Below are 26480 nucleotides of genomic sequence, written 5' to 3'. Positions count from 1 at the left end.
TCAGACTCCTTAAAGTCTTTAAAAAAACTTTAAGTAAAAAAATGGACGTTTATCAAGGGGCAAAACACTATAAGTAACTTACGATATTTAGAATGATCAAAACGACATGAAAAATGATCGTAAATAGAAAAATACTGCGCCAATACATCTTAAAATAGCGACCATATTGGATCTCTTCATAGTAGTACGCCTGAAAGACGGCCAGTAGAATGCCTAATAAAAAAATGGAGATCAAATAATACAATGTGATTGCTTGATCAAAAGTATATTTTGATAATTGATGAATCCCCACCATTAAAAATGGTACCGCTAAATCCGGTGCCTTCACATGGTAACGATCATTCAACGAAAGTGCAGAAACGATAAAACGACAAGCAAAATAAACGAGCACAGGAAAAATATACCAAAACAAAACGATTGGATTAAATCCAGACATACAGCAAAATCCTTTCTAACAACTAGTGTCACTATACTTTATTTTCTTTACATCCATGTTTCAGTTCTTTTAAAAATTTAAGCCGGAATAAGACAGCCATGAAATTTTTTAAGGAGGCTCTTATTTCAACAACTAACTTTTGAAAGTTTTAAAGAATGTATTTCTTTACCTATTAAAACAGAAGGGCGTAGCTTCAACAAGCCTATCTTGCCATTCTAACGAATTTTTTTATAGTGAAATTGAAATTTTCTTAATTTCTCCTTGGATCAACTTGAGTTCTTGAGAAATTGAGGGTAAACTGTCACTAGAATAACTCTAAAAGGTGGATTAGAATGAACGAGAAAAAACCAAAAAGTACCTTTGCAAAAATCACGCAAGTCGTGATCTGGACCATGCTTATTCTCACTGTCGGCTCGATTTTCTTAGCAGCGTACACAAGTATTATGGGTTAATCCTATTAAAAATGCCCTTTTCCAAAATGATGGCTTCCATCTTTTGGAAAAGGGCATTTTTTTACAGTAACGGTGACACAAGACGTGCCAGGCCTTCCTTGATCTTGATCGTCAATTTTCTTTGTTGATATGCTTCGATCGTTAATGGTTTGGAATCGATCGAATCCGCCAGAAACGCTTCTTTTGTTTGAGTCGCAAGTTGCGCATCATAGATAATCGTATTGACTTCAAAATCCAGACGAAAGGATCGAACATCGATATTTGCTGAGCCAATCGATACAAGTCCACTATCTATAATCATCGTTTTCGCATGCATAAACCCTTTCTCATAGGTTTCAATGATTGCGCCAAAATGAAGCAGCTCAGCCGCAAAGGAATAGGTCGCCCAGTAAACCAAGGGATGATCTGGTTTGTTCGGAATTTGTATATGAACTTTCACCCCAGAGAGCAGTGCTAACTTTAAGGCGTTATGAATGGCTTCATCCGGAATATAGTACGGCGTTTGAATTAGGATTTCTTTTTTGGCTAAATTGATCATTTTCAAATACGTCATTTTAATTTCTTCATGTTCCGTATCAGGACCACTAGTGATGACTTGGGCTGCGACTGTCCCCGCTTGTTTGATTTCAGGAAACAAAGAAGGATCATATTTGATCTCCAAGGCGTGTTGTGAATTCCAATCCATGAGAAACCGATTTTGCAGCGAATAGACTGCTGAGCCGGCAATTCGCAAGTGATTGTCTCGCCAATAGCCAAATTTTTCCACTTGACCTAGATACTCATCTCCCACATTAAAACCGCCTGTATAGCCAATCTCACCATCAATCACCACGATTTTGCGATGATTCCGATAATTGATTCGCGGATTGACATAAGGAACGAACAAAGGAAAGAAAAAAGCAATTTGCCCGCCATGCAGACGCAATTCATCAAAAAACTTCAATGATACTTGAGTACTGCCCCAAGCATCTAATAAGACTCTTACTTTTACGCCTCGCTTTGCGGCTCGTACTAATGCTTCTTTGACTTCATTTCCCAATGCATCACTGCGATAAATATAATATTCCATATGAATGTGATTTTTTGCCTGTTCGATATCCGCGATCAAGGCATCAAATTTCTGCCGCCCATCGGTATAAAGTGTCATGCTATTGGCTGTCGTATAGAGGGATTGACCAAAGACCGTCAATAGATAGACTAACTGCTGGACTTCTACTTGAGCAGTCGGCGGATGCGGAAACAAATGACGCGCGAGCGCTTGTTTTTGTTCTTCTAATTCAACGTTTAGACCAATCTTTGCTTGTGAGCGCATATCGAAAATCTTTTCCTTGGAAATTCCTCTACCAAAGAAAAAGTAAAGCACAAAACCAACGATTGGGATGAACATCAAGACCAAAAGCCAGGCCCATGTCTGAGCAGTCTGACGTCTCTCTCTGAAAATGATAATGATTGATAACAAAATATTAACTATAAATAAAATGGTTACCAAATTATCCATTACAACCATTTTTCCACCTCTTCCCCGATTTCCCGCTACTAAAGCATATCAAAAAATAGTACCTAAAGTAAAGAAACACTGTGATGAAACAAAAAAAGCCGATCTGACGATCGACTTTAATAAAACATACGTTTAGAATTTTAAAAATCGGCGCATTGATAAGACGGAACCAAGCGAACCAATCACGATACCAATCAGTGCCATCACACCGCACACTTGTATTAGAAACATATTTGGTGCAATTAAGCTGTAATTTGAACGTAGCAAGGATGGATTGACCATTGCATAAACTTGATGATACCCGAAGTACATCAACGCAATTGGGACAATTGATCCTAAGAGTCCGATCCAGCCTCCTTCAAGGAAGAATGGCCAACGAATGTAGCCGTTTTTCGCCCCAACCAGACGCATGATTTGAATTTCTCTTTGACGGGACAAAATCGTGATCCGAATCGTATTAGAGATTAGGAACATTGCCACAAAAATCAGTAAGACAGCAGCAGCTAAGCCCCAAGTCCGCACAGCCGCAGACAATTCAAAGATTCGGTCAGAAGAATCTCCACCGTAATCGGCTTTAAAGACATTCGGCAAATCCCCAGCTTGTTCTGCGATCTCTGTCGTATACTCTGGATCTGTTGCACTTACAACAAATACGTTATACAGTGGATTACTGTCGCCTTCGAACAAGTTCCATGAATCCCCCATGGCATCCTGGATCTTCTGCAATTCTTCGTCTCGACTAGAAAATGTCACTTCTGAAACGTTCGGCAGATCATTTAAGGCCTGTTCTAAAGCATCCATGTCTTCTTGTTCTGTACCAATATCAACGAAAACCGACACGTCCACATTCTCACGAATATCTTCGGCTAGTTTTGTTGCATTTAAGATTACACCTAGAAAAATACCGACTAATGTTAATGTGATCGTCACGGCACTCAATGACGCGATAGTCATCCAGCCGTTACGCTTTAAACTTTTAATACTCTCCAGGAGATGACGGAAAAATGTTCTAATCATCGTAACCATATTCTCCTTCCGCTTGGTCGCGAATAATGCGGCCATTCTCAATCGCGATCACGCGATGACGAATCGTATTTACGATCGTACTATTATGGGTCGCCATAACGACCGTTGTTCCTTGTGCATTGATTCGATCAAGCAATTTCATGATTTCCCATGAGTTTTCAGGATCTAGATTTCCGGTTGGTTCATCCGCAATCAATACCTTTGGTGTATTTACGATGGCACGAGCGATCGACACCCGTTGTTGTTCCCCACCGGAAAGCTCACTTGGAAAGACCCGAACTTTATGTTTCAGTCCGACCAAATCCAAAACTTCCATCACCCGTTTTTTGATATCACGGGGTTTGCGTCCGATAACTTGCATTGCATAAGCAACATTTTCAAAGACCGTTTTCCGCGGTAAAAGTTTGTAGTCTTGGAAGACCACGCCGATTTCCCGGCGCATCAAAGGGATCTCACGGTTTTTCATGCCGACCAAATCATATCCTGCGACATTCAAAACGCCTTTTGTTGCTCTTTCTTCTCGATACATCAATTTGATAAAGGTTGATTTTCCGGCGCCGGATGGTCCAACGACATAGACAAACTCCCCTTGATCAATTGAAATCGAAAGGTTACGGATAGCAGTCGTACCATTAGAGTACTTTTTCATTATATCTTTCATTTCTATCATACAGCTATCTCTCCATCTCAAATTTTCATTCTGGCTTATTATAGCATGAATATATTTCACCTTGCTTGCAACAGATTACAATTGTGTTTCAATCTGTTTAAGTCATACCAGGTTATTTTTGATTCAGTTTCAGCTTCAAATAGGCATCGATAAAGCCGTCCAAATCGCCATCCATGACTGCCTGTACATTCCCAGTTTCGAAATTCGTTCGGTGATCTTTGACCATTGAATAGGGATGGAAGACATAAGAACGAATTTGCGAGCCCCAGCCGATCTCTAATTGCTCGCCTCGCAAGGCTGCTGCTTCTTGTTCTTTCTTTTCGACTTCTAATTGATACAGCTTAGCTTTCAACATCCCCATCGCTTGCTCACGGTTTTTCAGCTGTGAACGCTGGGCTTGGCTAGCGACCACTGTACCTGTTGGAATGTGAGTGATCCGCACAGCAGATTCGGTTTTGTTGATGTGCTGTCCACCAGCGCCGCTTGCGCGGTACGTATCGATCTTCAAATCATCTGAGTTGATCTCCACATCGATCGCCCCATCTAATTCTGGCATCACATCCACCGAGCAAAATGACGTATGCCTTCTCTTAGCAGAATCAAAAGGTGAAATACGGACCAAGCGATGCACGCCTTTTTCCGACTTCAAATAGCCATAGGCGTTGTGGCCTTTCACAAGTAATGTGACACTTTTGATCCCCGCTTCATCACCGGCTTGATAGTCCAAAGTTTCCACCTGATACCCATGTTGTTCGCAAAAACGAGTATACATCCGTAACAGCATGCTGCCCCAGTCTTGCGACTCGGTACCGCCTGCTCCCGGGTGCAGCTCGATGATGGCATTGTTTCGATCATAGGGTTCATCTAACAACATCGACAATTCATAAGAAGCCATTTTCTCATTTAACTTACCGATTCGCGCATCAAGTTCTGCTTCCATTTCCGGATCGGCTTCTTCTTGAATCATTTCCAACATCACTTCGAGTTCTTCCAATTCTTCTGCTAGCTGATTGAATTGATCGTAAGTCTCTTTGTTGGCATTGTTGGCGTTAATGACTTGTTGAGCTTTTTCTGAATCATCCCAAAAGGTAGGATCTGCCATTTGGTGTTCCGCTTCCGCAATGTCCTCTTCTAACTGATCTAAGTCAAAGAGACCCCCTAAAACTGATTATTTTTTCATTCATCTGGGTCAATTGATTCCGAATATCTGCGATTTCCATTAAAATTCCTTCTTTCTTTTTTTCTTACAAACGAAAGTAGACTGGACAAAAACGTCTGCCAGCCTACTCTCACCTTTTTCAAAACGTGTTACATATTTTTCCCGTGGCAATTCTTGAATTTTTTCCCGCTTCCGCAAGGACAAGGATCATTGCGGCCCACGTTTTTGAAACTTGGCGCTTGGGCAGCCGGTGCTTCTTCTACCCCTTGTGCTTCTCCTTGGGCTACTTGTTCCCGTTGAACGTTTTGGCGGATTTCTGCCTTCATAAACAGACGAGTTACTTCATACTCGATGGCTCCAACCATGTTTTCAAACATATTGAATCCTTCTGTTTGGTATTCAACTAACGGATTGTTTTGTCCATAAGCCCGTAACCCAACCGATTGGCGCAATTGATCCATGGCATCGATGTGGTCGGTCCACTTCGTATCAACGACTCGTAAAATCACTACTTTTTCAAATTCCAGTAATTGTTCTGGACTATTAAGTTGTGTTTTCTTTTGTTCAAAGACTTCTTCTGCCCGTTGGTTTAGATAATCTTTAATCTCTTGAGCTGATTTGCCCTTGATGTCTTCAATACTGATGGTATCTTCATGAACAAGTGCATTGGCAGCAAAATCAACGATTCCTTCATAATTCCAATTGCTTTCTTCTAATTGCGTATGACTGTCAACGACACGGCTGATGGAACGTTTCACCATATTCATTAATTGTGGTGAAAGATCCGTTTCTTCCATGATTACTTCTTGACGTTGTCCGTAAATAACTTCCCGCTGTTCTCGCATTACGTCATCGTATTGCAAGACGTTTTTCCGGGTATCGTAGTTATTCCCTTCCACTCGTCTTTGGGCAGATTCTACTTGTTTTGAAAGCATCTTACTTTGGATCACGGCATCGCCTTCATCGATTTTCATCCGATCTAAGAACACTTTGATTCGTTCAGAACCAAAACGTTTCATTAAATCATCTTCTAGCGACAGGTAAAATTGCGACATCCCTGGATCTCCTTGACGTCCCGCACGTCCCCGCAACTGGTTGTCGATCCGTCGTGATTCGTGACGCTCGGTACCAATAACTGCCAATCCGCCTAGTTCTGCAACACCAAGACCCAACTTGATATCCGTTCCCCGACCAGCCATATTGGTCGCGATCGTTACAGCGCCTTTTTGCCCAGCATTCAAAATGATTTCCGCTTCTTTAAAGTGATTCTTGGCATTCAATACTTCATGAGGAACTTTCTCCCGATCAAGCATTGATGATAGTAATTCAGAAGTCTCAACAGCGACGGTCCCTACAAGGACTGGTTGCCCTTTGCGGTGACGTTCTTTGATGTCTTGAACGACTGCTTGGAATTTGCTGGTAAGTGTTGGATAAAGCAAGTCCGCACGATCATCCCGTAAGATCGGTTTATTCGTAGGAATCTGAATGACTTGCATGTTATAGATTTCTCTAAACTCTTCTTCTTCCGTTTTCGCAGTACCGGTCATCCCAGACAATTTTTTGTACATCCGGAAGTAGTTCTGGAATGTGATCGTCGCCATCGTTTTGGTTTCATCTTCGATCTCGACACTTTCTTTTGCTTCGATCGCTTGATGCAGCCCGTCAGAATAGCGGCGGCCATCCATGATCCGACCTGTAAATTGGTCAACGATCATTACTTTGCCATCTTGCACCACGTAATCAATGTCACGAATCATGATGTAATTCGCCCGCAACGCTTGGTCCAAGTGATGGGTCAATGCGGTGTTTTCGATATCATACAAGTTTTCTAAGCCGAAGGTCTCTTCCGCTTTTTCGATCCCGCGTTCTGTCAAGCCGATCGTTTTTGATTGAATATCGATTTTGTAGTCTTCTTCTTCCGTCAAGCGTTTGACGAAATTGTCGACCCGATTGTATAGCGCGGTCGATTTTTCTGCTTGTCCTGAAATGATCAATGGCGTTCTCGCTTCATCGATCAAGATCGAATCGACTTCATCGACAATGGCATAGTTTAATGGACGTTGTACCATTTGATGACGATAAACCACCATGTTGTCCCGCAAATAGTCAAACCCTAATTCATTGTTTGTACTATAAGTGATGTCACAAGCATACGCCGCACGTTTTTCTTCTGCTGATTTTGAGTTGATGTTCAAACCGACTGTCAATCCTAAAAAGTTGTACAGCTCTCCCATCTCAGTCGAGTCACGAGTTGCCAAGTATTCATTGACGGTTACGACATGGACGCCTTGACCACTCAAGGCATTCAAATAAACAGGTAATGTCGCCGTCAAGGTTTTCCCTTCACCGGTACGCATCTCTGGAATATTCCCATCATGCAAGACGATCCCACCCATTAATTGGACGTGGTAAGGATAAAGACCCAAAACGCGTTTTGCAGCTTCACGTACTACTGCAAAAGCTTCAGGTAATAATTTATCCAAAGTCTCTCCCTCTTGGAAACGACGACGAAATTCATCGGTTTTCCCGCGTAATTGTTCATCAGATAAAGCGGCCATTTCATCCGCATGTGATTCAACTTGATTCGCAATATGGTCAAGACGTTTTAATTCTTTTTTGTCGTTTTCGATTAATTTTCTAAAAAAATTGGCCATACCTTAATAATTCTCCTTTTACTTCTACATTATCCTAGCTGGAAACTCTCCTAACTATTTTAGCACTAGTTCACCATAAATGAAATATTTTTCGATAGAACTATCGCATCAATCTTGCGTGATAAACGGATTCTTAACCTTTTTTCACAGATTTTAAAGAAACGAAGGGAAAAAATACGCAACAAGCCATCGATCGGTGCCCAAAGTCCAGCGCACGTCCAAATGACTTGTTGCGAATATTTGCAAATTAGGCCGTTTTAAAACGGGTTTTTAAGAAAGCTAAGAAGAGCATCAGCAGCATGCCTAAAGATTGGATCCCAATCATCAAGATGATGTCCGCGCCAATAAATCCTGCCAACATCGCCACCAGAGAGCCTGCCCCCAGTGCATTCAAAATCACGTTGGTACTTTCTTTGAAACTGCTGATCGTCGACAGTCGCGACTTTTTCGTCAGCCAGAGGAAAAACGCTGCGCCCATGACGAGGATACTATTCATTGCCACCAATAAAAATGCCACCGTGATCGTCTGGCTGAAGAAAATCGCCGTCTCGTTGTTGCGATAAAAGCCGTCTTCGATCACTTTCTGAAACGAAGCCGCATCATGCACTTGATCAGGCATCATTTCCGCCGTGTAACGCATCTCATAATGATAGGTTTGTCCATCGATTTCCTCTTTGATGGTCCAGTCTGTTTCACGAAAATTGATGGCATATTTTGCTCTTGAAAGGTCCGCTTCTGAAAGCGCAACACCTATAATGCCCGCTTCTGTTTGCGAAAAGACTTGTGACTCATCCGTTAAAAGTTTGCCATCTTCCAGCTGCAGTTCACTGTATTCGGCTGCTGTTTCAGCAGTCATGAGTGTTTTTGCATGGGGGAAAAATGCTGCAAAGGCTTGATCCGTTTGCTTGCTGATCATCAAGGTCAGCGGGATCATCAGCAAGGACATCAAGAAAATATAGACAAACACTTGCTGCCAGCGATTTAATTTTTTACGCCATGCATAGACTTTTGTTGGAGAAAATATGGCCCCAAAGTATGTTAAGGGAAATCGTTGTTCAGACATCCTATCATTCCTATCCTTTTGTTCCGCCCGAGGTCAAACCTGAAACAAAGTATTTTTGTAAGAAGAAAAACAGTGCAGCAATCGGTACGGCGATCAAAATCGCCCCAGCCGCAAAAAGTGCTACCCGTTGGTTACGGGCATCGTTGATAAAAGTCTGCAGACCGACTGCGACGGTCAAACGCTCTTGTGAGCGAAGCAAGAACCGCGCCAGCAAGAATTCGCCGAATGGCCCCATAAAGGCCCACAATGCTTGCACGGCGACCATTGGTTTTACGAGGGGCAAAACGATTTGCCAAAAGATGCGGAAATGCCCTGCACCGTCAAGTTTTGCTGATTCATCCAAGTCGATCGGTACCGTATCAAAGTACCCTTTCATCAGCCAAGTATTCATGGGAATCCCACCACCGATATAGATCAGTGTCAAGAACCAGAAACTATCTAGGCCGTTTGCTAATAAGCCCATGACATAAAAAGCGGTCAACGCCGACATTGTTGGCACCATCTGAACGATCAAGAACACCATCAAACTGCTCTTACGACCGGCAAAGCGATAACGACTGTAAGTATACCCTGCCAGTGTTACGATCATTACTTGGATCACCATCGTGGAAACAGCCACGATCAAGGTGTTTTTATACCATGTCAAATAGGGGGTTTCATTGAACAATCGTCGAAAGTTGTTCAATGTCCAATCCGCATCAAAATCCAAGCGAAAGGCGATCATATTCCCTGCCTTGAAGGCTGAGGTGGCGGTAATCAACAAGGGATAGATGATAACGATCGATAAAGCGATCATAAACAAGTAGGTAAATAATTTGCTGAAAGAAAACTTTTTCTTTTTCATCCTCAATCCTCCATATTAAATGCATTCGTCTTTTTAAACACCAGTAATGAAATGGAAATCACCACAAAGGAAATGATCAAGGTCAATGCAGAAGCAATCGAGTATTGTGGCGAGCCGCCCGTCGTCAATTTGTAGATCCATGAAATCAAAATATCCGTCGAACCGGCATTTCCACCTAAACTTCCTGGACCACCTTCGTTAAAGAGATAGATCATGGAGAAGTTATTAAAGTTCCCTGTATATTGCGTAACGAAGGTTGGTGCTGCCACCAAAAAGATCGCCGGTAACGTAATATTGCGAAAACGCTGAATCGCATTTGCTCCATCCATTTTGGCTGCTTCATACAAATCTTCAGAAATGGATTGTAAAATCCCTGAGACCATAACATAAATATATGGAAACCCTAACCAACCCTGAATCAAAATAATCGCCGTTTTCGTCCAAAACGGATCGGTCTTCCAAGCAATGTTCCCAATATCCACAAAGGGCAGATTGTTCAATAGCGGGATCACCTGCGTATTGATCGCTCCTGCGGTATCATTAAACATATTTGAAAAACTCATGATTGTGATAAACGCTGGCACCGCCCAAGGAAGCAAGAAAATCACCCCGAAGACCCGACGGAACTTCACAAATTTTTGATTGGCAACAACAGCTGTCAGTATTCCTAAGGTAATTTGCAAAGTAGTTGCTAAAACGGTCCAAATCACCGTCCAACTAAACACTTTTACAAAGGTGTCGCGGTAAGAACTTAAGGTGAAGATATTCGTAAAATTCGAAAAACCGATCCAGTCGATTAAGTTTGCTGGCGGAATATGTCGAAAATCATAGTTGGTAAACGCCATGAAGAGTGTCACCATTACCGGAAAAATAATTGCTACGATCATCACCAGATAGGCTGGGATCGTCAATAGATAAGCGAAACCATCCTCATACAATTTATTGAAAAACTCTTTTCTCGTAACTGCCACCGGGAACCCTTTTTCAATACTTTGGCGAACTTGATAGGCATCTTTGATATTTAAAACCCAAAAGATAATGAAAATAACGGTAACGATGACCTGTAGCGTTCCTTCGATCAACAAGAACAAAGAATTGTGTTCCATCGGTACTGATCCCAGTGTGACAAAGTTATATAATGCTTGTCCACCGAACAAAAGCATTTCGCCTAGAAAAATTAGAAAGACCGCAAAAAAGAGTCCCGCTTTAAATTTCTGACCATTTTTGAATTGTCCCACCCCAGGGATGATTGAAAGAAGCGCTGTCTGCGTGGCTTTTGAATTCGTCCTCATATGTATCCTCCTTAAAATCGAAAGTCTGCCAAGCGGCCGACGATCCATAGAAATCAATCTCATCAAGCAATTTCTTGCGTGCTACGTTGCAAGGAATCCTTTTGACAAACATCCTCTATAGAATCGTCGACATGAATGACAGACCGTAATCGGCTATTTATTAATATTTCTGCTCAATCGCTTCTTCGATTGTTTTGGCAGCATTATCCGCTGCTTCTTGAGGAGTCATATTGCCTGAACCTGCATCAAACAGCATGTTTTCAGCCCCTACCCAAACCTCAGACATTTCAGGGATATTTGGCATTGGTTGTGAAACACTGTATTGCTCGATCACTGCTTTTGCTACTGGATCATCAGAAGCAGCAACTGTTTCTTGAGCCATAATGTTTGCTGGAATATCATGACGCATTTCATACAATTTCTCTTGATTAGCTTCGTTTGTTAAATATTCGACAAATTGTTGAGAAACGTCTTTGTTTTGTGAGTAGTTGGAAACAACCCATGCTTTTCCACCACCAAACGTTTCATAATCATTGCCATTGCTCAGCGTTGGGATTTTCGCTACGCCATAGTTAATCCCTGCTTCTTCAAAGCCGTTCACGCCCCATGGTCCGTAAATGATGGCTGCTGTTTTGCCTTGGTTAAAGTAATCTAACATCAAGTTTTCGTTGGCTGATACATCCAGCATTCCTTGCGGCCAGACATTTTGGAACCAATCAGTTGCGTACGTGATTGCTTCAACAGAACCTTCATTGTTAATCCCTAAATCAGATGGATCTGTCCCTTCATCCCCAAAGACATAACCACCATAACCAGCTAATAGACCATACGTATAATAAAAGTCTGTCCAACGAGCTAAGAAACCAACATTGTCATCGCCTTCTGCAAAACGATCATCTTTTGCTAGCTCTTCTAAATCAGAAAAAGTTGCTGGCGCTTCATCGATCAAATCTTTGTTATAGAACATGACAACTGCTTCAATCATTGCTGGTGCGCCATAGATTTTATCATCGATCGTTACCTGTTGCTTGTCTGTATCGCTGTACCGTCCATCATCTGGCAAAGTCATTTCTGCCAAATGCCCTTGCGAGCCTACTTGACCTACACGATCGTAAGGAGACATCGTAACATCTGGACCTTTCCCAGCGGGACCGTCTAGTTGAAGCGCATCCATTTGATCGAACATATCCATTTCTACAACGTTGATGGTCACATCATTTTCAGATTCAAAGTCAGATTTCACTTCATTGATATAATCAATATAGTCTGCGCCTACAGAGACCGTGAGCGTTTTTTCATCGCTACCTGAACCTGCATCTGCATTACTACCATCGGTACTACCACCGTTGCCTCCACACGCCGCAAGCGCTAACAACGCACTTCCTGAAACTAATCCTAGAGCTGCCTTTTTCCAATTCACTTTCATCCTGTTTACCTCCTGCAATTTGTAACTCCATTATGCAACCGGTTTCTTAAAATGGCAAACCTTTTCTAAATGTTAGCGATAACAAAAATAGAAAAAGCCTTTAAATTAAGATGTCGAGGAATCGAAAAGAAATTGCGCAACCATTTGCTTAATTTTTCATTTTGTGGATTCACGAACCACGAGTTGAGGTAAAAAGCGCTGTTGTCGCTGGCTCGTATCATTATGTTCGATTTTTTGGATCAATAATTCGCCGCAAACTTCCCCCATTTCCACAATGGCTTGCTTCATCGTTGTCAATTTTGGCGAACTTACCTGATCAAGGAATACGCCATCGTAGCCGATGATCCCAAAATCATCTGGCACCTCCACTCCGATCGACTGTAAGCCTTGATTGATGCCTAACGCTAAACGATCTGTGGCACAGATAAAACAAGTGTTTTTCATTAAATGCTCATTCTGCGATTGGATAAACTTGCGGGCGGCGGAAGATCGGTTGTCAAAACGATAGATTTTTGGTGATATTCCCGCTTTTGTGACTGTATCTATGTACCCTTTTTCTCGGCTTTTCGTAAACGCTTCTTCCAACTCTAAACCAATATAGACCAATTGTTGATAGCCGGTGTCGATAGCATGTTTGCATGCAGAAACGATTCCTTGATAGTTGTCACTGTCAACAAAACTGAACCCAGCTTCATTTTCGCCAAACAACACCACAGGCTTTCTTAAATTTCTTATCCAGTCCATGTCAGCCTGGCGAAAGCCCGTAATGATGCAGCCATCTGCTGGACCACGATCCACCCCGTCAGTCGTAACTAGCTGCAAAGAATAGTGTGCTTTACCAATAGAACGAGCGATCCCAACCAATAAGTTCATATAGTAAGGTTCCGTCGTATCCATCTCCTCTAAAATATACACTTTGATGATATGGGAACGCTTGGAAACTAATGATTTGGCAGCAATATTCGGCTGATAATCCAATTCAAGCATCGCTTGATGAACCAGCTGCTTTAACTCTTCAGTTACTTTGTCCGGATGATTGATCACTCGAGAAACGGTCATTGCGGAAACATTTGCTTTTTTAGCAACATCTGCTAGCGTAGTCATGATTCACTCTCCTTGTATTATTTCATCTATAGTATAACATAATAAACCAAAAGAAGAACCAAGGCACTCTCTATATAAAAAAGATTTCCAGCCAATTTAACGAGTATAAAAAAACAGAGTGGCTTCTCAGCTACTCTGTCAAAAAAGACTATTTTTTTGGGGTGTCGAGAAAAAGGTATCAACACTTGTTAATCGGTTTCGATCAACCCGTATTTGCCATCTTTTCGACGATACACAATGCTCGTTCCATTCGTTTCCGCATCTTCAAAGATAAAGAAGTTGTGTCCAAGCATGTTCATTTGTAAAACAGCTTCTTCACTGTCCATTGGTTTTAAAGACAAACGTTTTGTACGTACGATGTCTAATTCAGAACCATTGTTTTCTTCATCGTTTGCTTCAGTTGTGAACAAATCACCATCTGTTGGCGGAACCAATGCTGTCTCGCGAGATTTGCGGTTGATTTTTGTTTTAAATTTGCGGATTTGGCGTTCCAATTTGTCAACAACCAAATCGATACTAGCATATAAATCAGGTGAGGTTTCTTCCGCACGCAGAACTAAGAATGGTAAAGGAATCGTTACTTCTACTTTTGCTGTTTTTTCAGTATAAACTTTCAAATTAACATGTGCTGTTGCTTCCGGCACATCGTTAAAATAACGTTCTAATTTACCTACTTTTTTCTCGACGTAATCACGGATCGCTTCTGTTACCTCGATATTTTCGCCGCGCACATTATATCTAAACATAAAAATTACCCCTTTCGTCTACCAGTAAAGAAGGAAAAGGACCACTCTTTTCTTCTTCTTAACTCTATTATATCGAACTCTTGCTCATTTGCCTAGTAAATCGAACAAATTTCTTTAAGCGTTTTCAAAATAACGATTCAACGGGCAAAGGAAAAGGATCGAATCGACTGGGGGCCAAAGGTCTGCAATGCTTCAGCTGCGTGATATAACGTTCTACCGGTAGTGTAAACATCATCGATCAACAACAGTTTCTTGTTTTTTATTTCAACCGTTGCCTCTGGCTTCACCGCAAAAGGTTGCACCTCCTCTAATCGTTGCTTGCGAGAACGTTGAGCTTGTGGTGCGGTATCAACCACTTTATCCAGCCATTCTTTCGACTTAACTCCGCCTGCGTCTAGCACAGCGGTCACTTGATTAAACCCTCGCTCCTGGTAACGTTCTGCCGATAGCGGGATGGGTATCAAACAATCGTAATCAAAGTTGTTGATCTTTTGTCTGATGGCAGCAGCAAAGGTCTCTCGCAACTGATAGTTTCCCATTAATTTGTATTCGTGAATCCACTCCTTCATCCCTTGATCGTAAGCGAACAGTGCCCGATGCTGCAAATGGATCATGGGACAGGTTTTCGCCCAAAAGAGACAGTCACTGCAGGAAATGGTATCCTTTTTGCCACATGTTGGGCAGCAACTTTGCCAATCAATCACTGTAAATCGCTGAGCGCATTGTGGACATAATTCTTTTTCGGGGATGCGCCAAGGAGCCAACAGCTCAATGATCGTTACCTCTCTTGAAAAAAATATTTGGCACCAACTACACTCCATCGGTCAACCAGCTCCTTGCTAATTGGTTCATCTCATTGATTTCTTTGATTGCTTGACGGATTGCTTCCGTCATTTGGTCGTAGAAAAAAATGACCTCCCCTTCCGTATAGGCCCCTTTACGATCGACACGACCAGCAATTTGCACGAGCGCCGATTTTGTAAAGACTGGATGATTAGCACCCAATACGATGACTGAGACGTTTTCAAACGTCACCCCACGCTCTAAAATCATCGTTGTAAACAACACCTTGTAAATCTGTCGACGAGCAGACGCTACTTTTTCGCTCCGTTTTTGATCTTGCGACGAAACGCTAGTCAAAGACCATGACGTGCCTTGTCGGCGGACAGCCGCTTCTACTTCCTTCATCAGCGCAATGCTTGGACAAAACACCAAGACAAAGTTTTTTTGAAGCAGCCGCTGCAACTGCTGCAGCAATGGTCGCAGCCAACGTTTTCTGCGATAAGCCTGCGCCCAGTGACTATAATGAACAGGTTTTGGAACGATCAATGGACGCTGATGAAACCGCAGCGGCATTCTCAAGACAGCGAATTTTCCACGAATTTCTTGCAGCAGTCGTTCTGAAGGCGTCGCACTTAAATAGATCAGACACCCGTTTTCTGCCAAGGCATTGTATAATCCGTAACGCAGCTGCGCATCGCCCTCGTAGGGAAATGCATCTATCTCATCCACCACGATCAGTTGAAAGCTGCGATAAAAATGCAGTAGCTGATGAGTGGTGGCAATAAGGATCGTTGTATAACGATAAGGTTCTTCTGATTTCCCATAAAGGAGCAGGCTTTCCTCTTGTGGGAACGCTTGTTGAATCCGGGGGAACAGTTCACGGCAGACATCGATCCGTGGCGAGACGATCGCCACACGACCACCTTCTTGCCGTATGTGGCGGATCGTTTCAAAGATCATCTCGGTCTTCCCTGAACCCGTGACTGACCAAACAAGAGACGATTTCTTTTGTCGACAATTTGCCACTAGTTGCTGAGAAATTTTTTGCTGAAACGAAGTCAACACTCCTGGCCAAACGATCTTGTGATCAAAGGCTGGAAGATCCGTTTGTTGAATTACGAGTTGGCCATCTGATGTGATCCGACCATAGCGAATACAAGTTGGACAGTAATAGCAGCCTATCGGCAATAGAACCGACGGCTTGTGGTGGGAAGAACCGCAACGCTGACAAACGATTCTCTTCCCCTGCTCGAGCATTGCCGGTCGAGAATCAAAAGTTTTTCCTACACTCATTGTTTCATCTAAAACAAAAAATTGTCTTCCTTTTTGATTGGTCATAACATACACCTCAGTTTTAAGTACGCAAAAAAATCGGTTCAAGTACTTTTTGAAAAGTACTTGAACCGATTACAGGTTTCTTGTTTGCTTCAACAGCAGGTCTTGCTTATTCGCCGATCAATGTCAAAGCTTGATCTAAGACTTTTTCGCCGTTCATCATGCCGTAATCTGCCATGTTGATTACTTCTAATGGAATTCCTTTTGGCGCTAGACGTTTCTCGAAATCGCCTTTCATGAAACGAACTTGTGGTCCTAATAGTAAAACGTTTACGTCTTTGCTTTCTAAATGTTGATCTGCTTCTGATGCGGAAACTGCAAAAATATCTGCTTCTAATCCTTTTGCTTCAGCTGCTTTTTGCATTTTTGTTACTAATAAGCTTGTACTCATCCCTGCAGAACAAACTAACATAATTGTTTTTTTCGCCATATCGAACACTCCTTGAATTTTAAGAATAAGATAACATTTCCTATCTCTAGTATAGAACAAGTTTGAAATTTGTCAACGCTTTCTATCCAGCAACCAGTTTGATTTTACTAAACGATTAAAAACGACGTACTCTTTTTTTAAATTGACGAGGACTACCTCGTAGCCGGCATTCAGCCACGCATAAGCCCCATTTTCTGGATGTCGGTAATCATTCGCCCACCAATCGCTACTGGTGCGGGCACTTTTGGGCAAACCGGATGCGGGGAAAAGAAATTCATCAAACTGCGTAAACGTTAAGGTGATTTGCGAACCACCGTTGTTTTTTAAATAGTGAGTGATCGTATCGTACTTTTTGCGTCTACCCAAAGCAACTGCCTCCTCTTTTTAGAGTCTATGTTCGTACCTGTTTCTTTCTTCTATTTGTAACTTTCCTTCCGATTGCCTATACTAGAAATATAAAGGAGGCGATCGTGCGCGTGACTTATCGAACGATTCGACAAGACGGAGAAACAGAAATAGAAATCAAAAAATCGCGTTTCCTCTGTTCATTAAAACGAATTCAATCAGAAGACGAAGCCAAAGCGTTTATTCAAGCCCTCAAGAAAGAGCATTGGAAGGCAAATCATCATTGCAGCGCCTATGTATTAGGTGAAAATCATGAGATCCAGCGCAGCAGTGATGATGGTGAACCGAGCGGCACCGCTGGGGTACCGATTTTAGAAGTGTTAAAGAAAAACGAACTGATCAATGTGATCGCCGTTGTTACCCGCTACTTCGGTGGAACGAAACTGGGTGCTGGTGGATTGATTCGCGCTTATTCAAGTTCGGCCTCTGCTGGAATCAAAGAGGTAGGAATCGTCGAGGGTATTTTGCATCAAGAACTTGCCTTGACCATCGAGTATCCACTTTTAGGCAAGCTCCAAAACTACTTAGAACTGCAGAATATCTATATAAAAGATATTGCTTATACGGAGAAAATCGTTGTCACCTTAATGATTCCTGAAGCAGTACTTGCCGACCAAGAAGCCGCTCTGATCGATTTGCTACAAGGTCAAGTGCAATTGACCAGAGGGACTACCGAATATGTAGAACGCTTGATCGAGCAGTCAACAGAGTAAGCCAGCTTACTAAAGACCTTCCAGTGTGTGCTCTTTTCCTCAAGGAGGACGCTGCCAAGTTTGCTACAACCAATGCAGGAAGCCCAAATATTTGAAAAGCCGAAACGGTCATGCAACCAGCGACGCTAAGCAACAGCAAGTATGCTCGCAGTGTCCTTTCGGCTTTTCGCGTCTTTTTTGTTTCCAGCCGTCTCAAGACAGGTTATTTTTCCATATAAAATTCAAAACGATTACCAACATATTGGGTGCGCACGTATTCAAATGGTTGACCATCTTCAAATGAAGTGATTTGCCGCATACGTAAAATCGCATCGCCGCGTTTGATTTGTAAGTAATCAGCAATTTGCTCGGAAGCGACCATAGCTGAGATCGTTTGCGAAGCGCCGCCAATTTTCCGCTGTCCTTTTTCTTCCAACACTTTATAGAGGGAAGAGATGATCTCCTCCTTGCTAAAGTCATGAATAAACTTTTCAGGGATACTCGCTACTTCAAAACAGATCGGCACATCATCCGCATACCGAATCCGCTCCATCCGTAAAATCGTTTCGTGACCTTCTAATTGCAGCTTTTCCATCTCACTGGAGCTAGGTGCCGTCAAGAAATAAGCGACCGCTTTGCTGGAAGGCTTACGACCAAGAGAATTCATGATTTCGGTAAAACTCGTCGTGCCCGTCATTTTCTCTTGTACTTTTTGGCGAGCCACATAAGTGCCGGAACCGATTTTACGCTCAAGAATCCCCTCATCTGCTAAGGTTTGGATCGCTTGTCGCAACGTCATGCGACTCACGCCGAATTGTTTCGACAACTCGCGCTCTGAGGGCAGACGATCCCCGATTTTGTATGTATTGTTTTCAATATTGGCTTTAATTTGATCATGAATTTGGATATAAACAGGTAATTTTTCCACCACTACACATTCCTCCGTTCCCCTCCTATTATAACTGGTATATACCTAAATAGCTAATAAAAAAAGCAAAAACTGCTCTGTTTTTCTCAATTTGTGCGAATTCTTTCCCTATTTTATAGGCAGAAGAAAGAAGTTATCACAAAATGTCCAAACAAGAGCAGTCGCTTTTCTTTTAAATTGGTTCGGTCGCTGGCTTGAGAATTTATTCAGCCAACGCTTTATTGGCAGTGGCCATCAACAAGCGGATACGATTCAATTGATTGACGATTGAGACACCTGGATCATAATCAATGGCCGCAATGTTCGCCTGCGGGTATTGACGACGTAATTCTTTCATAACACCTTTTCCTACCACATGATTGGGCAGACAGCCAAATGGTTGCAGACAAATGATATTGTTGACATTATTTTCCAATAGATCAATCATCTCACCGGTCAAGAACCAGCCTTCTCCCGTATGATTACCAATGGAAACAATCTCGCTCGCTTGCTCCGCAAGCTGATGGATCGAATGGATACCATCAAAACGCGTTGACGCCCTCAGTGCTTTATCCATCGGTTTTTGGAGCCTTTCAATCGCCATGATCGCAAAATCAGCGATCATTTTACTTTTCTTCGCCATCCCCAAATGCTCGTAGCGCCAAATCTGATTGTAGAGGGAATAATTCATGAAGCCGACAATATCTGGTACGACCGCTTCCGCTCCTTCTGCTTCTAACAGGCGAACGACATCGTTATTAGCTGTCGGTGAATACTTCACTAAAATCTCTCCCACGACACCGACACGCGGCTTCTTGATATCTCTTATCGGCACTTGATCAAAGGCTTGAATGATTTTTTTCATATTTCGATTAAACAGACTGAAGGAGCCATTGCGGACATTTTTGGCAATTTTTTCCAGCCATTCTTGATGGAGCCGATCGACAGCCCCTGCTTCTTGCTCATACGGACGGGTGCGATAAACGACCCGTTCAAAGAGATCTCCGTATAAAAATGCCACCGCCAAACGCTTCATCATCCGTAAGGTAAAGCGAAAGCCCGGATTTGATTCAACCCCGGTGTTGCCCATCGAAATAGATACCACCGGCACTTGTGGAAATCCTGCATCGTTCAGTGCTTTACGTAACAAAGGAATATAGTTCGTTGCACGACATCCGCCGCCCGTCTGAGTCATCAAAACACTGGTATTTTCAACATCATATTTTCCGCTTTGCAATGCTTCTACTAGCTGTCCAATGGAAATGATCGCCGGATAGCACGCATCATTATTGACAAAGCGTAAACCGACATTAACCGCCTCACGATCTTCACTAGGTAGACAGACCACTTGATACCCAGAAGCTTGCAAAGCAACATCGACTAACCCGCTTTGATGGATGGGACTCAACATCGGCAATAAGAGCGTGTGCTGCTTGCGCATCTCTTTGGTAAAAATAATCTTTGCCGGTTCCTCGTATTGCTTTTTAGGAACAAAGTGCTGTTTGTCCCGTTCGCTGACTGCTGCTTTCAAGGAACGCAACCGAATTCGAATTGCCCCAAGGTTCGCTCCCTCATCGATTTTCAACACCGTATATAACTTCCCATACTGCGCCATAATCTCTTCGACTTGATCAGTAGTGACTGCGTCGATCCCGCAACCGAATGAGTTTAATTGAACCAGTTCTAATTGTTTGTTTTTCGCGACCACTCGAGCTGCCGCATACAATCGCGAATGATATACCCATTGATCCACAACCCTCAGATCGCCGACATTTGCTAAATGAGCAATACTGTCCTCAGTCAATACATGGAAGCCTTCTTGGGTAATGACTTCTGCAATCCCATGGTTGATTTCAGGATCCAAATGATATGGTCTTCCAGATAAAACGATCCCTTTTTGATTGGTCGTCATCAGCATACGTAGCGTTTCTTCTCCCCGTTGCGCAATATCTGTCTTGAACTGATCCAGCTCCTCGAAACCGCTGCGTAGGGCTTGGGCAATTTCTTCTTCTACAAAACCAAAATCTTGAAAAGTACTCGTTAAAGTTTTGACCATTGAGGCTTCATCCGCCAAATTCAAAAACGGACAGCGGTAGTCAACCGCCCCTTCACGAATCGCATCGACGTTATTACGAATCACTTCTGGATAGCTTTGCACAATTGGACAGTTAAAATGATTCTCAGCGGCAGTGTTCTCTAGTCGCTCAAAAATAACACCTGGATAAAAAATCAACGGTACGTTTTGATCAATCAGTGCTTGGATGTGTCCATGGGCTAGTTTGGCTGGGTAACAAACCGTATCACTAGGAATCGTTTCAATCCCTTGCTCATATAGTTTTTTGTTGGAACGTGGCGACAAGGTTACTCGAAACCCTAACTTGGTGAAAAAGGTATGCCAAAGCGGATAATTTTCATAAAGATTCAATACTCTTGGCAGGCCGATTTCGCCATGGACGGCCTCTTTTTTACGTAAGGAACGGTACTTAAACAAGCGGCGATATTTTTCATCCACAAGATTGATTTTGCGGTCTTCTTTCTTGATTTTGATTCGCGCACCACGTTCGCAGCGATTCCCGGTAATAAATTTTCGGCCGTCAGAAAAGAGGGTCACCGTCAACAAGCAATTGTTTTCGCATAGACCGCAATTCGTAAATTCTTTTTCTGCTTGGAAATCGGCCATTTCTGCTGGAGACAACAACGTACTAACATCGTCAAGGGCTGCTTCTTCTAAAGCGATCAAGGCGGCACCATATGCCCCCATCAAACCGGCGATCGATGGTCGAACGACTTCACGACCGCTGATCAATTCAAAAGCGCGCAGAACCGCTTCGTTATAGAAAGTCCCTCCTTGGCAGACGATTTTCTCGCCGAGGTCTTCAGGTCGCCGAACCTTGATAACTTTATAGATAGCATTTTTTATGACCGAGTAAGACAAGCCGGCTGAAATGTCGCCAACAGAAGCCCCTTCTTTTTGGACCTGTTTCACTTTTGAGTTCATAAAGACGGTACAACGCGAACCAAGGTCAACCGGTGCTTGGGCTTTTGTAGCTGCCAACGCAAATTCTTTGACATCCTGATTCATAGATTTGGCAAAAGTCTCAATGAAGGAGCCGCATCCTGAGGAACAGGCTTCATTCAATTGAATCGAAGATAACGCGCCATCTTTAACCGTCATCGCCTTCATGTCTTGTCCACCGATATCTAGGATAAAATCAACCCCCGGCTGGAAATGTTCGGCAGCTTTGTAATGGGCCATCGTTTCCACTTCACCGATATCGACTTTCAGTGCATGTTTGATCAAATGCTCGCCATAACCTGTGATCGTTGACTTTGCGATGTAAACGTCAGAAGGCATCTGACGATAAAGCTCTTGTAAAACCGCCATCGTTGTCGCTAACGGTTCACCTTCATTATTGCCATAGAAAGAAAACAATAATTCCCCTGCATCATTGATCAAAACCACTTTCGTTGTGGTTGATCCTGCATCGATGCCTAGATAAGCAGCGCCTGTATGCTCAGACAACGCTTTTTCTGCAGCAACCGCTTGAGCATGGCGAGCACGAAAAGCAGTCAATTCCACCTCGTCTTTAAACAATGGGGCTAATGTATCAGTTGGCGCGAGTTTGCCATCTTCTCCGTTGGCTAAGCGGGCTAATAGCACGGAAAGCTGTTGCTCTTCTTCTGCATACAGTGCGGCCCCCATCGCTACAAACAGTTCTGGGTTCTCGGGAAAAATGATGTCTGCTTCTTGCAGGCTCAACGTATCGATAAACCGTTGACGCAATTCCGACATAAACGTCAACGGTCCACCTAGAAAGGCTACCTTGCCTTTGATTTTACGACCAGCAGCCAAGCCAGCAATCGTTTGATTGACCACCGCTTGAAAAATACTCGCCGCAATGTCTGCTTTTGCTGCTCCTTCATTGATCAGCGGCTGCACATCGGTTTTGGCAAAGACGCCACAGCGCGATGCGATCGGATAAAGGGTTTGATAATCTTTGGCTAGTTCATTGACCCCATTGGCATCGGTTTTCAATAAAACTGCCATCTGATCAATAAACGCACCCGTTCCACCGGCACAACTGCCGTTCATTCGCTGCTCCAATGCCCCTTCAAAAAAGGTGATCTTCGCATCTTCGCCGCCTAACTCGATGGCCACATCGGTTTCGGGAATCACTGTCTCAACTGTTTTGGTACAAGCGATGACCTCTTGGACAAATGGGATCCGCAAAACTTCCGCCAGACCCATCCCACCTGATCCGGTAATCGCCAGCGCAAGCGGCTGATCTTCGATCACTTCTTGCGCTTCTCTAATGATTTTTTCCGCTGCTTTCTGGATATCTGCATAGTGCCGTTCATATCTTGAAAAACACGTTTGATTGCCTTCATCTAACAGAACCATCTTGACTGTTGTCGACCCGACATCGATGCCCGCTTTATATTTTTTCATTTGTTGCCTCCATCTAAACAACACTTTGTTGATTATCTAACAAGCCGTTTGTTATAATACTTATGTTCATTGTAATTCTTTTAATTGATAATTCAACAAACAATTCTAAGGAAGGTGTGGGATAAACAACAATTACCCGTTTTTTGTTGTTTATTTTGAAAGGAAATTCACAATATGAAAAAATTGGATTTACGTGTCAAACGAACCAATAAGTACATTATTGAAGCTTTTATCCGCTTAGTGGAAGAAAAAGGCTTCGAGCAAGTGACTGTCCAAAATATCGCCGATGAAGCCATGATCAACCGTGCAACCTTTTATGCCCATTACAAAGACAAACAAGACTTGTATGAAAAGATATTTGACTTGGCTGTCGAATCATTTACCGCGATTCTTGATTTTGAAGATTTTGTTCAAGGAAATCGCATCAAAATCCGCAAAATCGAAGCGGCCATGACCGAACTTTTTTTACACATTCAAAACAATCGTTCCTTTTATTTGACGATCATGGATGCCTCTGCCATTGAGATCATCCGTAAAAAGTTGGGCCTGATTTTGACTGAACGTTACCAAGAGATCTTTTCAACGTTAAGAATCACCGAAGGAGACATTGAAGTGCCCTTAGACTTCATCATTGACTATATGACCTCGATATTTGTTGGTACCTTGCATTGGTGGCTAACGGCAGAAACAACGATGACACCCGACCATCTAGCAAAACTTGTCATCAAACTGGTGGCAAACGGCCACCTGACTGTCTTGGGGATTGAGATTGAGGAATAAAAAAAAGAAGCTGCGAATGTGCAGTTTCTTTTTTATTCCTCAATTAGTGATTCTTTGAACGCCATTTGATCGTGTCTTTCGTCTTGCGCTGTTTCGTTACTTTGATTCCTTTTGGAGCCACACGAATCGCATAATCTTCCTTTTTCACCACATCATAGACATGCTCTGCAACTTCCGTTACTTTTTCTTTTAGATTCAATTTAAATTTCATGTGTTTTCATCTCCCGAATGCTTTACTAATAGCCTATCGCAAATAAAAAAAATCTTCAACTTATAGCCCTTCATAAAAAAGGATTTTTAGGGTTTTCGTTCCTCTTTATTGGACAAGCGATTTAGACGCAACCAATGCTTCGTAATGCTGAACTGTTTTTTTAGGTTTAGAAGAAAATTTGTTGAACAAACGGAACGATCCTTTCTTCTCCCCTTCACCGTTCCCCATTTCTGGCAATACAGCATTATTGACATAGCTTTGGTTTGAAGGATGTTTGCAGAAACTTATCTTTTTCATATGCTCCTCGTTTCTTATCAAATGAGACTGAGTTTGATCGACAGATTGTCTCCAGTTAGACGCACTTATTTTCTATTTTCAATAAAAAAGTGTCAGTAGAAAATCCAACGATTTCCCACCAACACAAAATAGTGTAGTTTCCAACTACCACGAAGTTCGATTAATAAATTAAATAGTCAGAAGCACCAGCTTGCTTGATCTCGATCACTAGCTTATGAGGCAGGCAAATGCTCGTCTGTCCATTGCGATAGATCCAGCTGGTTTTGACAGCAATCTGGTCGGGACTATTGTCTTCACGAACTCGGATCGCGCCATCTTTGATCTCGACGATATTGTACTGACCTTCTGCTGGATAGTAGGTTTTTTCCATCGCATCGATTTCTTCTAAGTTAAAACGGTCAACCTCTTCTCCATTTATTCGCACGATTGCATACCGATCGCCGGTATCACTTTGAGCTTGTGCTTCAAATAGAAAAAGCGGTAAAAAAGAGCCGACAACTAACAGAATAAACAGCAGATAATCATAGGGCTTTAGAAGTTTTAAAAATGGCTGGATCGTCTTTTTCATCACATGTACGCCTTTCACGGTTCATTTACTGTTCCTTTTTAGAAGGTAATCGCTCTTCAAAAAAAGCAGTTAGATCGATGATCTCTTCCTCTGTGAAGGTTTCTTGCTCCCATTGGGCAAGGATTTGTTCTTGCAAAGTCAAATCCATTTCCCAAAAATGCTCGATCTTCTTGAAATGCTTTGAGTCAAAGGAACGAAACACCGGGTAGATCATCAAAAATTCTTCAAAGGTAAGATCCCAGTCCTCAGTATAATCTTTAACGACCCCTTCTGACAAGGCTTTTTCCGTTGGATCGCCATTTTCTTTGATTAAACCAGCTTCGTAAAAATGGCGATAGATGGCCTCTTTGGTGATCTCTGGATGAAATTTTTTACTGTGACGATAGGCTTCTTCAATCAATGACGGATAGATGATCTCCATTTTCCCCCTGCTTTCTGGACGGCGTCATAAGACGGCGTTAATTCTTTTCGATTGGGTGCTGCGCTTTGTATTCTGCTAAAGATACATGGTGGCTGCGCTTGAAGGTTCCTGTTGTCCCATCAAACGAAATCGCTGGGGATTTGACGCCATGGTGGGTCCGACGCTTATTCTTTTTTGCTTTTGATGTTTTTCTTGCAGGTACTGCCATGTCATTTCCAACTTTCTTTCACTTTTTCATTATGCACGCAGCTGCAATGCATTTTTTCGTTTGTTTCGTTTAAATTCATGAATGATTTTTAATGCGCGTTTCCTTGTTTTGATGTTCGGGCTCTTTAAACGTCGATACGCACTAGACAAGTCCGTTTTTTCCATGTTGACTCCTTTCTGTTACCAGCTTGCTTTTGTAACGCCGGGAATTTCTCCGAGGTGTGCATGCTTACGGAAATTGATCCGTGACATGCCGAATTTATTCATGTAGCCCCGAGGACGACCATCGATCATATCCCGTTTCTTCAAACGAGTCGGATTCGAATCCTTCGGTAGTTTGGCCAATGCTTGGGTATCTCCTTGCGCTTTTAATTCTTGACGCACTGCTCGGTATTGTTCGATCAGTTGTACTTGCTTGTTGTATTTTGCCATTTTTGATTTTTTTGCCATTCAGTTATTGTCCTTCCTATTTCTTGATTTCACGAAAAATCGCTCTGCGCCGCAACTTTGGTGAATATTTTTTTAATTCTAAACGTTCCGGCGTATTGCGCTGGTTCTTATTGGTCAAATAAAGTCTTTCCCCTGTCTCCACACATGCCAAAATAATATTGTTTCTCATAATAA

General features: G+C 42.6%; 28 protein-coding genes and 2 pseudogenes. 3 read left to right on the top strand and 27 right to left on the bottom strand.

What is annotated here, in order from left to right; genetic code table 11:
- Positions 1-67: 67 nt before the first annotated feature.
- Entirely contained in the window at positions 68-436 is a 369-nt protein-coding gene (locus tag IGJ12_RS04205; protein ID WP_218193171.1) for a DUF3397 domain-containing protein, read from the bottom strand.
- A gap of 332 nt (positions 437-768) precedes the next feature.
- Here IGJ12_RS04205 and IGJ12_RS04200 point away from each other — a divergent pair, with 332 nt between their 5' ends.
- The gene (locus IGJ12_RS04200; RefSeq protein ID WP_005237290.1) at positions 769-888 is read left to right on the top strand and encodes a DUF4044 domain-containing protein; all 120 of its coding nucleotides are present in this window, start codon (positions 769-771) and stop codon (positions 886-888) included.
- A gap of 61 nt (positions 889-949) precedes the next feature.
- On the opposite strand, the gene cls is transcribed toward IGJ12_RS04200, so the two are convergent.
- The 16 genes and pseudogenes from cls to IGJ12_RS04120 all read right to left on the bottom strand — a co-directional run bounded on the left by cls (position 950) and on the right by IGJ12_RS04120 (position 17284).
- Positions 950-2395 carry a cardiolipin synthase gene (cls, locus tag IGJ12_RS04195; RefSeq protein WP_005237291.1) on the bottom strand — a complete coding sequence of 482 codons (1446 nt, stop codon included), beginning with the start codon at positions 2393-2395 and terminating at the stop codon, positions 950-952.
- 123 nt (positions 2396-2518) lie between these two features.
- Positions 2519-3403, bottom strand: a complete 885-nt coding sequence (ftsX, locus tag IGJ12_RS04190; RefSeq protein WP_005237292.1) for a permease-like cell division protein FtsX — start codon at positions 3401-3403, stop codon at positions 2519-2521.
- The gene (gene ftsE, locus IGJ12_RS04185) at positions 3396-4082 is read right to left on the bottom strand and encodes a cell division ATP-binding protein FtsE (protein ID WP_005237293.1); all 687 of its coding nucleotides are present in this window, start codon (positions 4080-4082) and stop codon (positions 3396-3398) included. The genes ftsX and ftsE overlap by 8 nt, the downstream gene beginning before the upstream one ends.
- Positions 4083-4194: 112 nt before the next feature.
- Positions 4195-5302, bottom strand: a protein-coding gene (gene prfB / locus IGJ12_RS04180; protein WP_101495161.1) for a peptide chain release factor 2 whose coding sequence is annotated in 2 segments (ribosomal slippage) — positions 4195-5229 and positions 5231-5302 — 1107 coding nt in all. Because the reading frame shifts where the segments join, the coding sequence is not laid out codon by codon here.
- Positions 5303-5390: 88 nt separating this feature from the next.
- A pseudogene (locus tag IGJ12_RS04175) lies at positions 5391-5465 on the bottom strand (SEC-C metal-binding domain-containing protein); the annotation flags it as partial.
- 45 nt (positions 5466-5510) lie between these two features.
- Positions 5511-7895, bottom strand: a pseudogene (gene secA / locus IGJ12_RS04170) (preprotein translocase subunit SecA); the annotation flags it as partial.
- 247 nt (positions 7896-8142) lie between these two features.
- Positions 8143-8958 carry a DUF1189 domain-containing protein gene (locus IGJ12_RS04165; protein ID WP_086299192.1) on the bottom strand — a complete coding sequence of 272 codons (816 nt, stop codon included), beginning with the start codon at positions 8956-8958 and terminating at the stop codon, positions 8143-8145.
- A 10-nt stretch (positions 8959-8968) separates the two neighbouring features.
- On the bottom strand, positions 8969-9802 hold the full coding sequence (locus tag IGJ12_RS04160; protein ID WP_005237297.1) for a sugar ABC transporter permease: 834 nt from the start codon (positions 9800-9802) through the stop codon (positions 8969-8971).
- A gap of 2 nt (positions 9803-9804) precedes the next feature.
- Entirely contained in the window at positions 9805-11094 is a 1290-nt protein-coding gene (locus IGJ12_RS04155) for a carbohydrate ABC transporter permease (protein WP_005237298.1), read from the bottom strand.
- Positions 11095-11254: 160 nt separating this feature from the next.
- Positions 11255-12520, bottom strand: a complete 1266-nt coding sequence (locus IGJ12_RS04150) for an extracellular solute-binding protein (RefSeq protein WP_005237299.1) — start codon at positions 12518-12520, stop codon at positions 11255-11257.
- Positions 12521-12676: 156 nt separating this feature from the next.
- Complete coding sequence (locus IGJ12_RS04145) at positions 12677-13624, bottom strand: LacI family DNA-binding transcriptional regulator (protein ID WP_005237300.1); 948 nt, start codon at positions 13622-13624, stop codon at positions 12677-12679.
- A gap of 188 nt (positions 13625-13812) precedes the next feature.
- Positions 13813-14370, bottom strand: coding sequence for a ribosome hibernation-promoting factor, HPF/YfiA family (gene hpf / locus IGJ12_RS04140; RefSeq protein WP_005237301.1), 558 nt, complete (start codon positions 14368-14370; stop codon positions 13813-13815).
- Between the two features lie 137 nt (positions 14371-14507).
- Positions 14508-15191, bottom strand: coding sequence for a ComF family protein (locus IGJ12_RS04135; RefSeq protein WP_086299190.1), 684 nt, complete (start codon positions 15189-15191; stop codon positions 14508-14510).
- The gene (locus tag IGJ12_RS04130) at positions 15181-16491 is read right to left on the bottom strand and encodes a DEAD/DEAH box helicase (protein ID WP_087664395.1); all 1311 of its coding nucleotides are present in this window, start codon (positions 16489-16491) and stop codon (positions 15181-15183) included. Before IGJ12_RS04130 ends, IGJ12_RS04135 begins: the two co-directional genes overlap by 11 nt.
- A 106-nt stretch (positions 16492-16597) precedes the next feature.
- Positions 16598-16918: a PTS sugar transporter subunit IIB gene (locus tag IGJ12_RS04125; RefSeq protein ID WP_005228768.1), complete on the bottom strand. Its 321-nt coding sequence runs from the start codon at positions 16916-16918 to the stop codon at positions 16598-16600.
- Positions 16919-16990: 72 nt separating this feature from the next.
- Positions 16991-17284 (bottom strand): DUF7662 domain-containing protein, encoded by a 294-nt coding sequence (locus IGJ12_RS04120; RefSeq protein ID WP_005237305.1) that lies wholly within the window; start codon positions 17282-17284, stop codon positions 16991-16993.
- 110 nt (positions 17285-17394) lie between these two features.
- Between IGJ12_RS04120 and IGJ12_RS04115 the strand changes: the two genes are divergently transcribed.
- On the top strand, positions 17395-18036 hold the full coding sequence (locus tag IGJ12_RS04115; RefSeq protein ID WP_016613813.1) for a YigZ family protein: 642 nt from the start codon (positions 17395-17397) through the stop codon (positions 18034-18036).
- A gap of 202 nt (positions 18037-18238) precedes the next feature.
- Here the strand turns inward: IGJ12_RS04115 and IGJ12_RS04110 are convergent, their stop codons facing one another.
- Both IGJ12_RS04110 and IGJ12_RS04105 read right to left on the bottom strand, forming a co-directional pair.
- Complete coding sequence (locus IGJ12_RS04110) at positions 18239-18946, bottom strand: GntR family transcriptional regulator (protein ID WP_005228765.1); 708 nt, start codon at positions 18944-18946, stop codon at positions 18239-18241.
- A 199-nt stretch (positions 18947-19145) separates the two neighbouring features.
- Positions 19146-23372: an acyl-CoA dehydratase activase-related protein gene (locus tag IGJ12_RS04105; RefSeq protein WP_430619386.1), complete on the bottom strand. Its 4227-nt coding sequence runs from the start codon at positions 23370-23372 to the stop codon at positions 19146-19148.
- Between the two features lie 174 nt (positions 23373-23546).
- Between IGJ12_RS04105 and IGJ12_RS04100 the strand changes: the two genes are divergently transcribed.
- A complete protein-coding gene (locus tag IGJ12_RS04100; RefSeq protein ID WP_005237309.1) occupies positions 23547-24152 on the top strand; it encodes a TetR/AcrR family transcriptional regulator in 606 nt (201 codons plus the stop codon).
- A gap of 43 nt (positions 24153-24195) precedes the next feature.
- Here the strand turns inward: IGJ12_RS04100 and IGJ12_RS04095 are convergent, their stop codons facing one another.
- The 8 genes from IGJ12_RS04095 to rpmG all read right to left on the bottom strand — a co-directional run bounded on the left by IGJ12_RS04095 (position 24196) and on the right by rpmG (position 26475).
- Entirely contained in the window at positions 24196-24363 is a 168-nt protein-coding gene (locus tag IGJ12_RS04095; protein WP_005237320.1) for a hypothetical protein, read from the bottom strand.
- A gap of 105 nt (positions 24364-24468) precedes the next feature.
- Positions 24469-24660, bottom strand: coding sequence for a hypothetical protein (locus IGJ12_RS04090; RefSeq protein ID WP_420657464.1), 192 nt, complete (start codon positions 24658-24660; stop codon positions 24469-24471).
- 160 nt (positions 24661-24820) lie between these two features.
- A complete protein-coding gene (locus IGJ12_RS04085) occupies positions 24821-25228 on the bottom strand; it encodes a NusG domain II-containing protein (protein ID WP_034868672.1) in 408 nt (135 codons plus the stop codon).
- 25 nt (positions 25229-25253) lie between these two features.
- Complete coding sequence (locus tag IGJ12_RS04080; protein ID WP_194199596.1) at positions 25254-25649, bottom strand: hypothetical protein; 396 nt, start codon at positions 25647-25649, stop codon at positions 25254-25256.
- Positions 25650-25686: 37 nt separating this feature from the next.
- Positions 25687-25857 (bottom strand): 50S ribosomal protein L32, encoded by a 171-nt coding sequence (gene rpmF, locus IGJ12_RS04075; protein WP_005237324.1) that lies wholly within the window; start codon positions 25855-25857, stop codon positions 25687-25689.
- Between the two features lie 29 nt (positions 25858-25886).
- The gene (locus tag IGJ12_RS04070; protein WP_005237325.1) at positions 25887-26021 is read right to left on the bottom strand and encodes a putative metal homeostasis protein; all 135 of its coding nucleotides are present in this window, start codon (positions 26019-26021) and stop codon (positions 25887-25889) included.
- Positions 26022-26036: 15 nt separating this feature from the next.
- Complete coding sequence (rpsN, locus tag IGJ12_RS04065) at positions 26037-26306, bottom strand: 30S ribosomal protein S14 (RefSeq protein ID WP_005237326.1); 270 nt, start codon at positions 26304-26306, stop codon at positions 26037-26039.
- Between the two features lie 16 nt (positions 26307-26322).
- The gene (gene rpmG, locus IGJ12_RS04060) at positions 26323-26475 is read right to left on the bottom strand and encodes a 50S ribosomal protein L33 (RefSeq protein WP_005225339.1); all 153 of its coding nucleotides are present in this window, start codon (positions 26473-26475) and stop codon (positions 26323-26325) included.
- Between the last annotated feature and the right edge of the window lie 5 nt (positions 26476-26480).

The organism is Enterococcus sp. DIV0802b (assembly GCF_050543535.1).
Lineage (GTDB): Bacteria > Bacillota > Bacilli > Lactobacillales > Enterococcaceae > Enterococcus_D > Enterococcus_D entomosocium.
The sequence above is the reverse complement of the archived record's forward strand: the minus strand, read 5'-3'. Positions and strand labels throughout refer to the sequence as shown.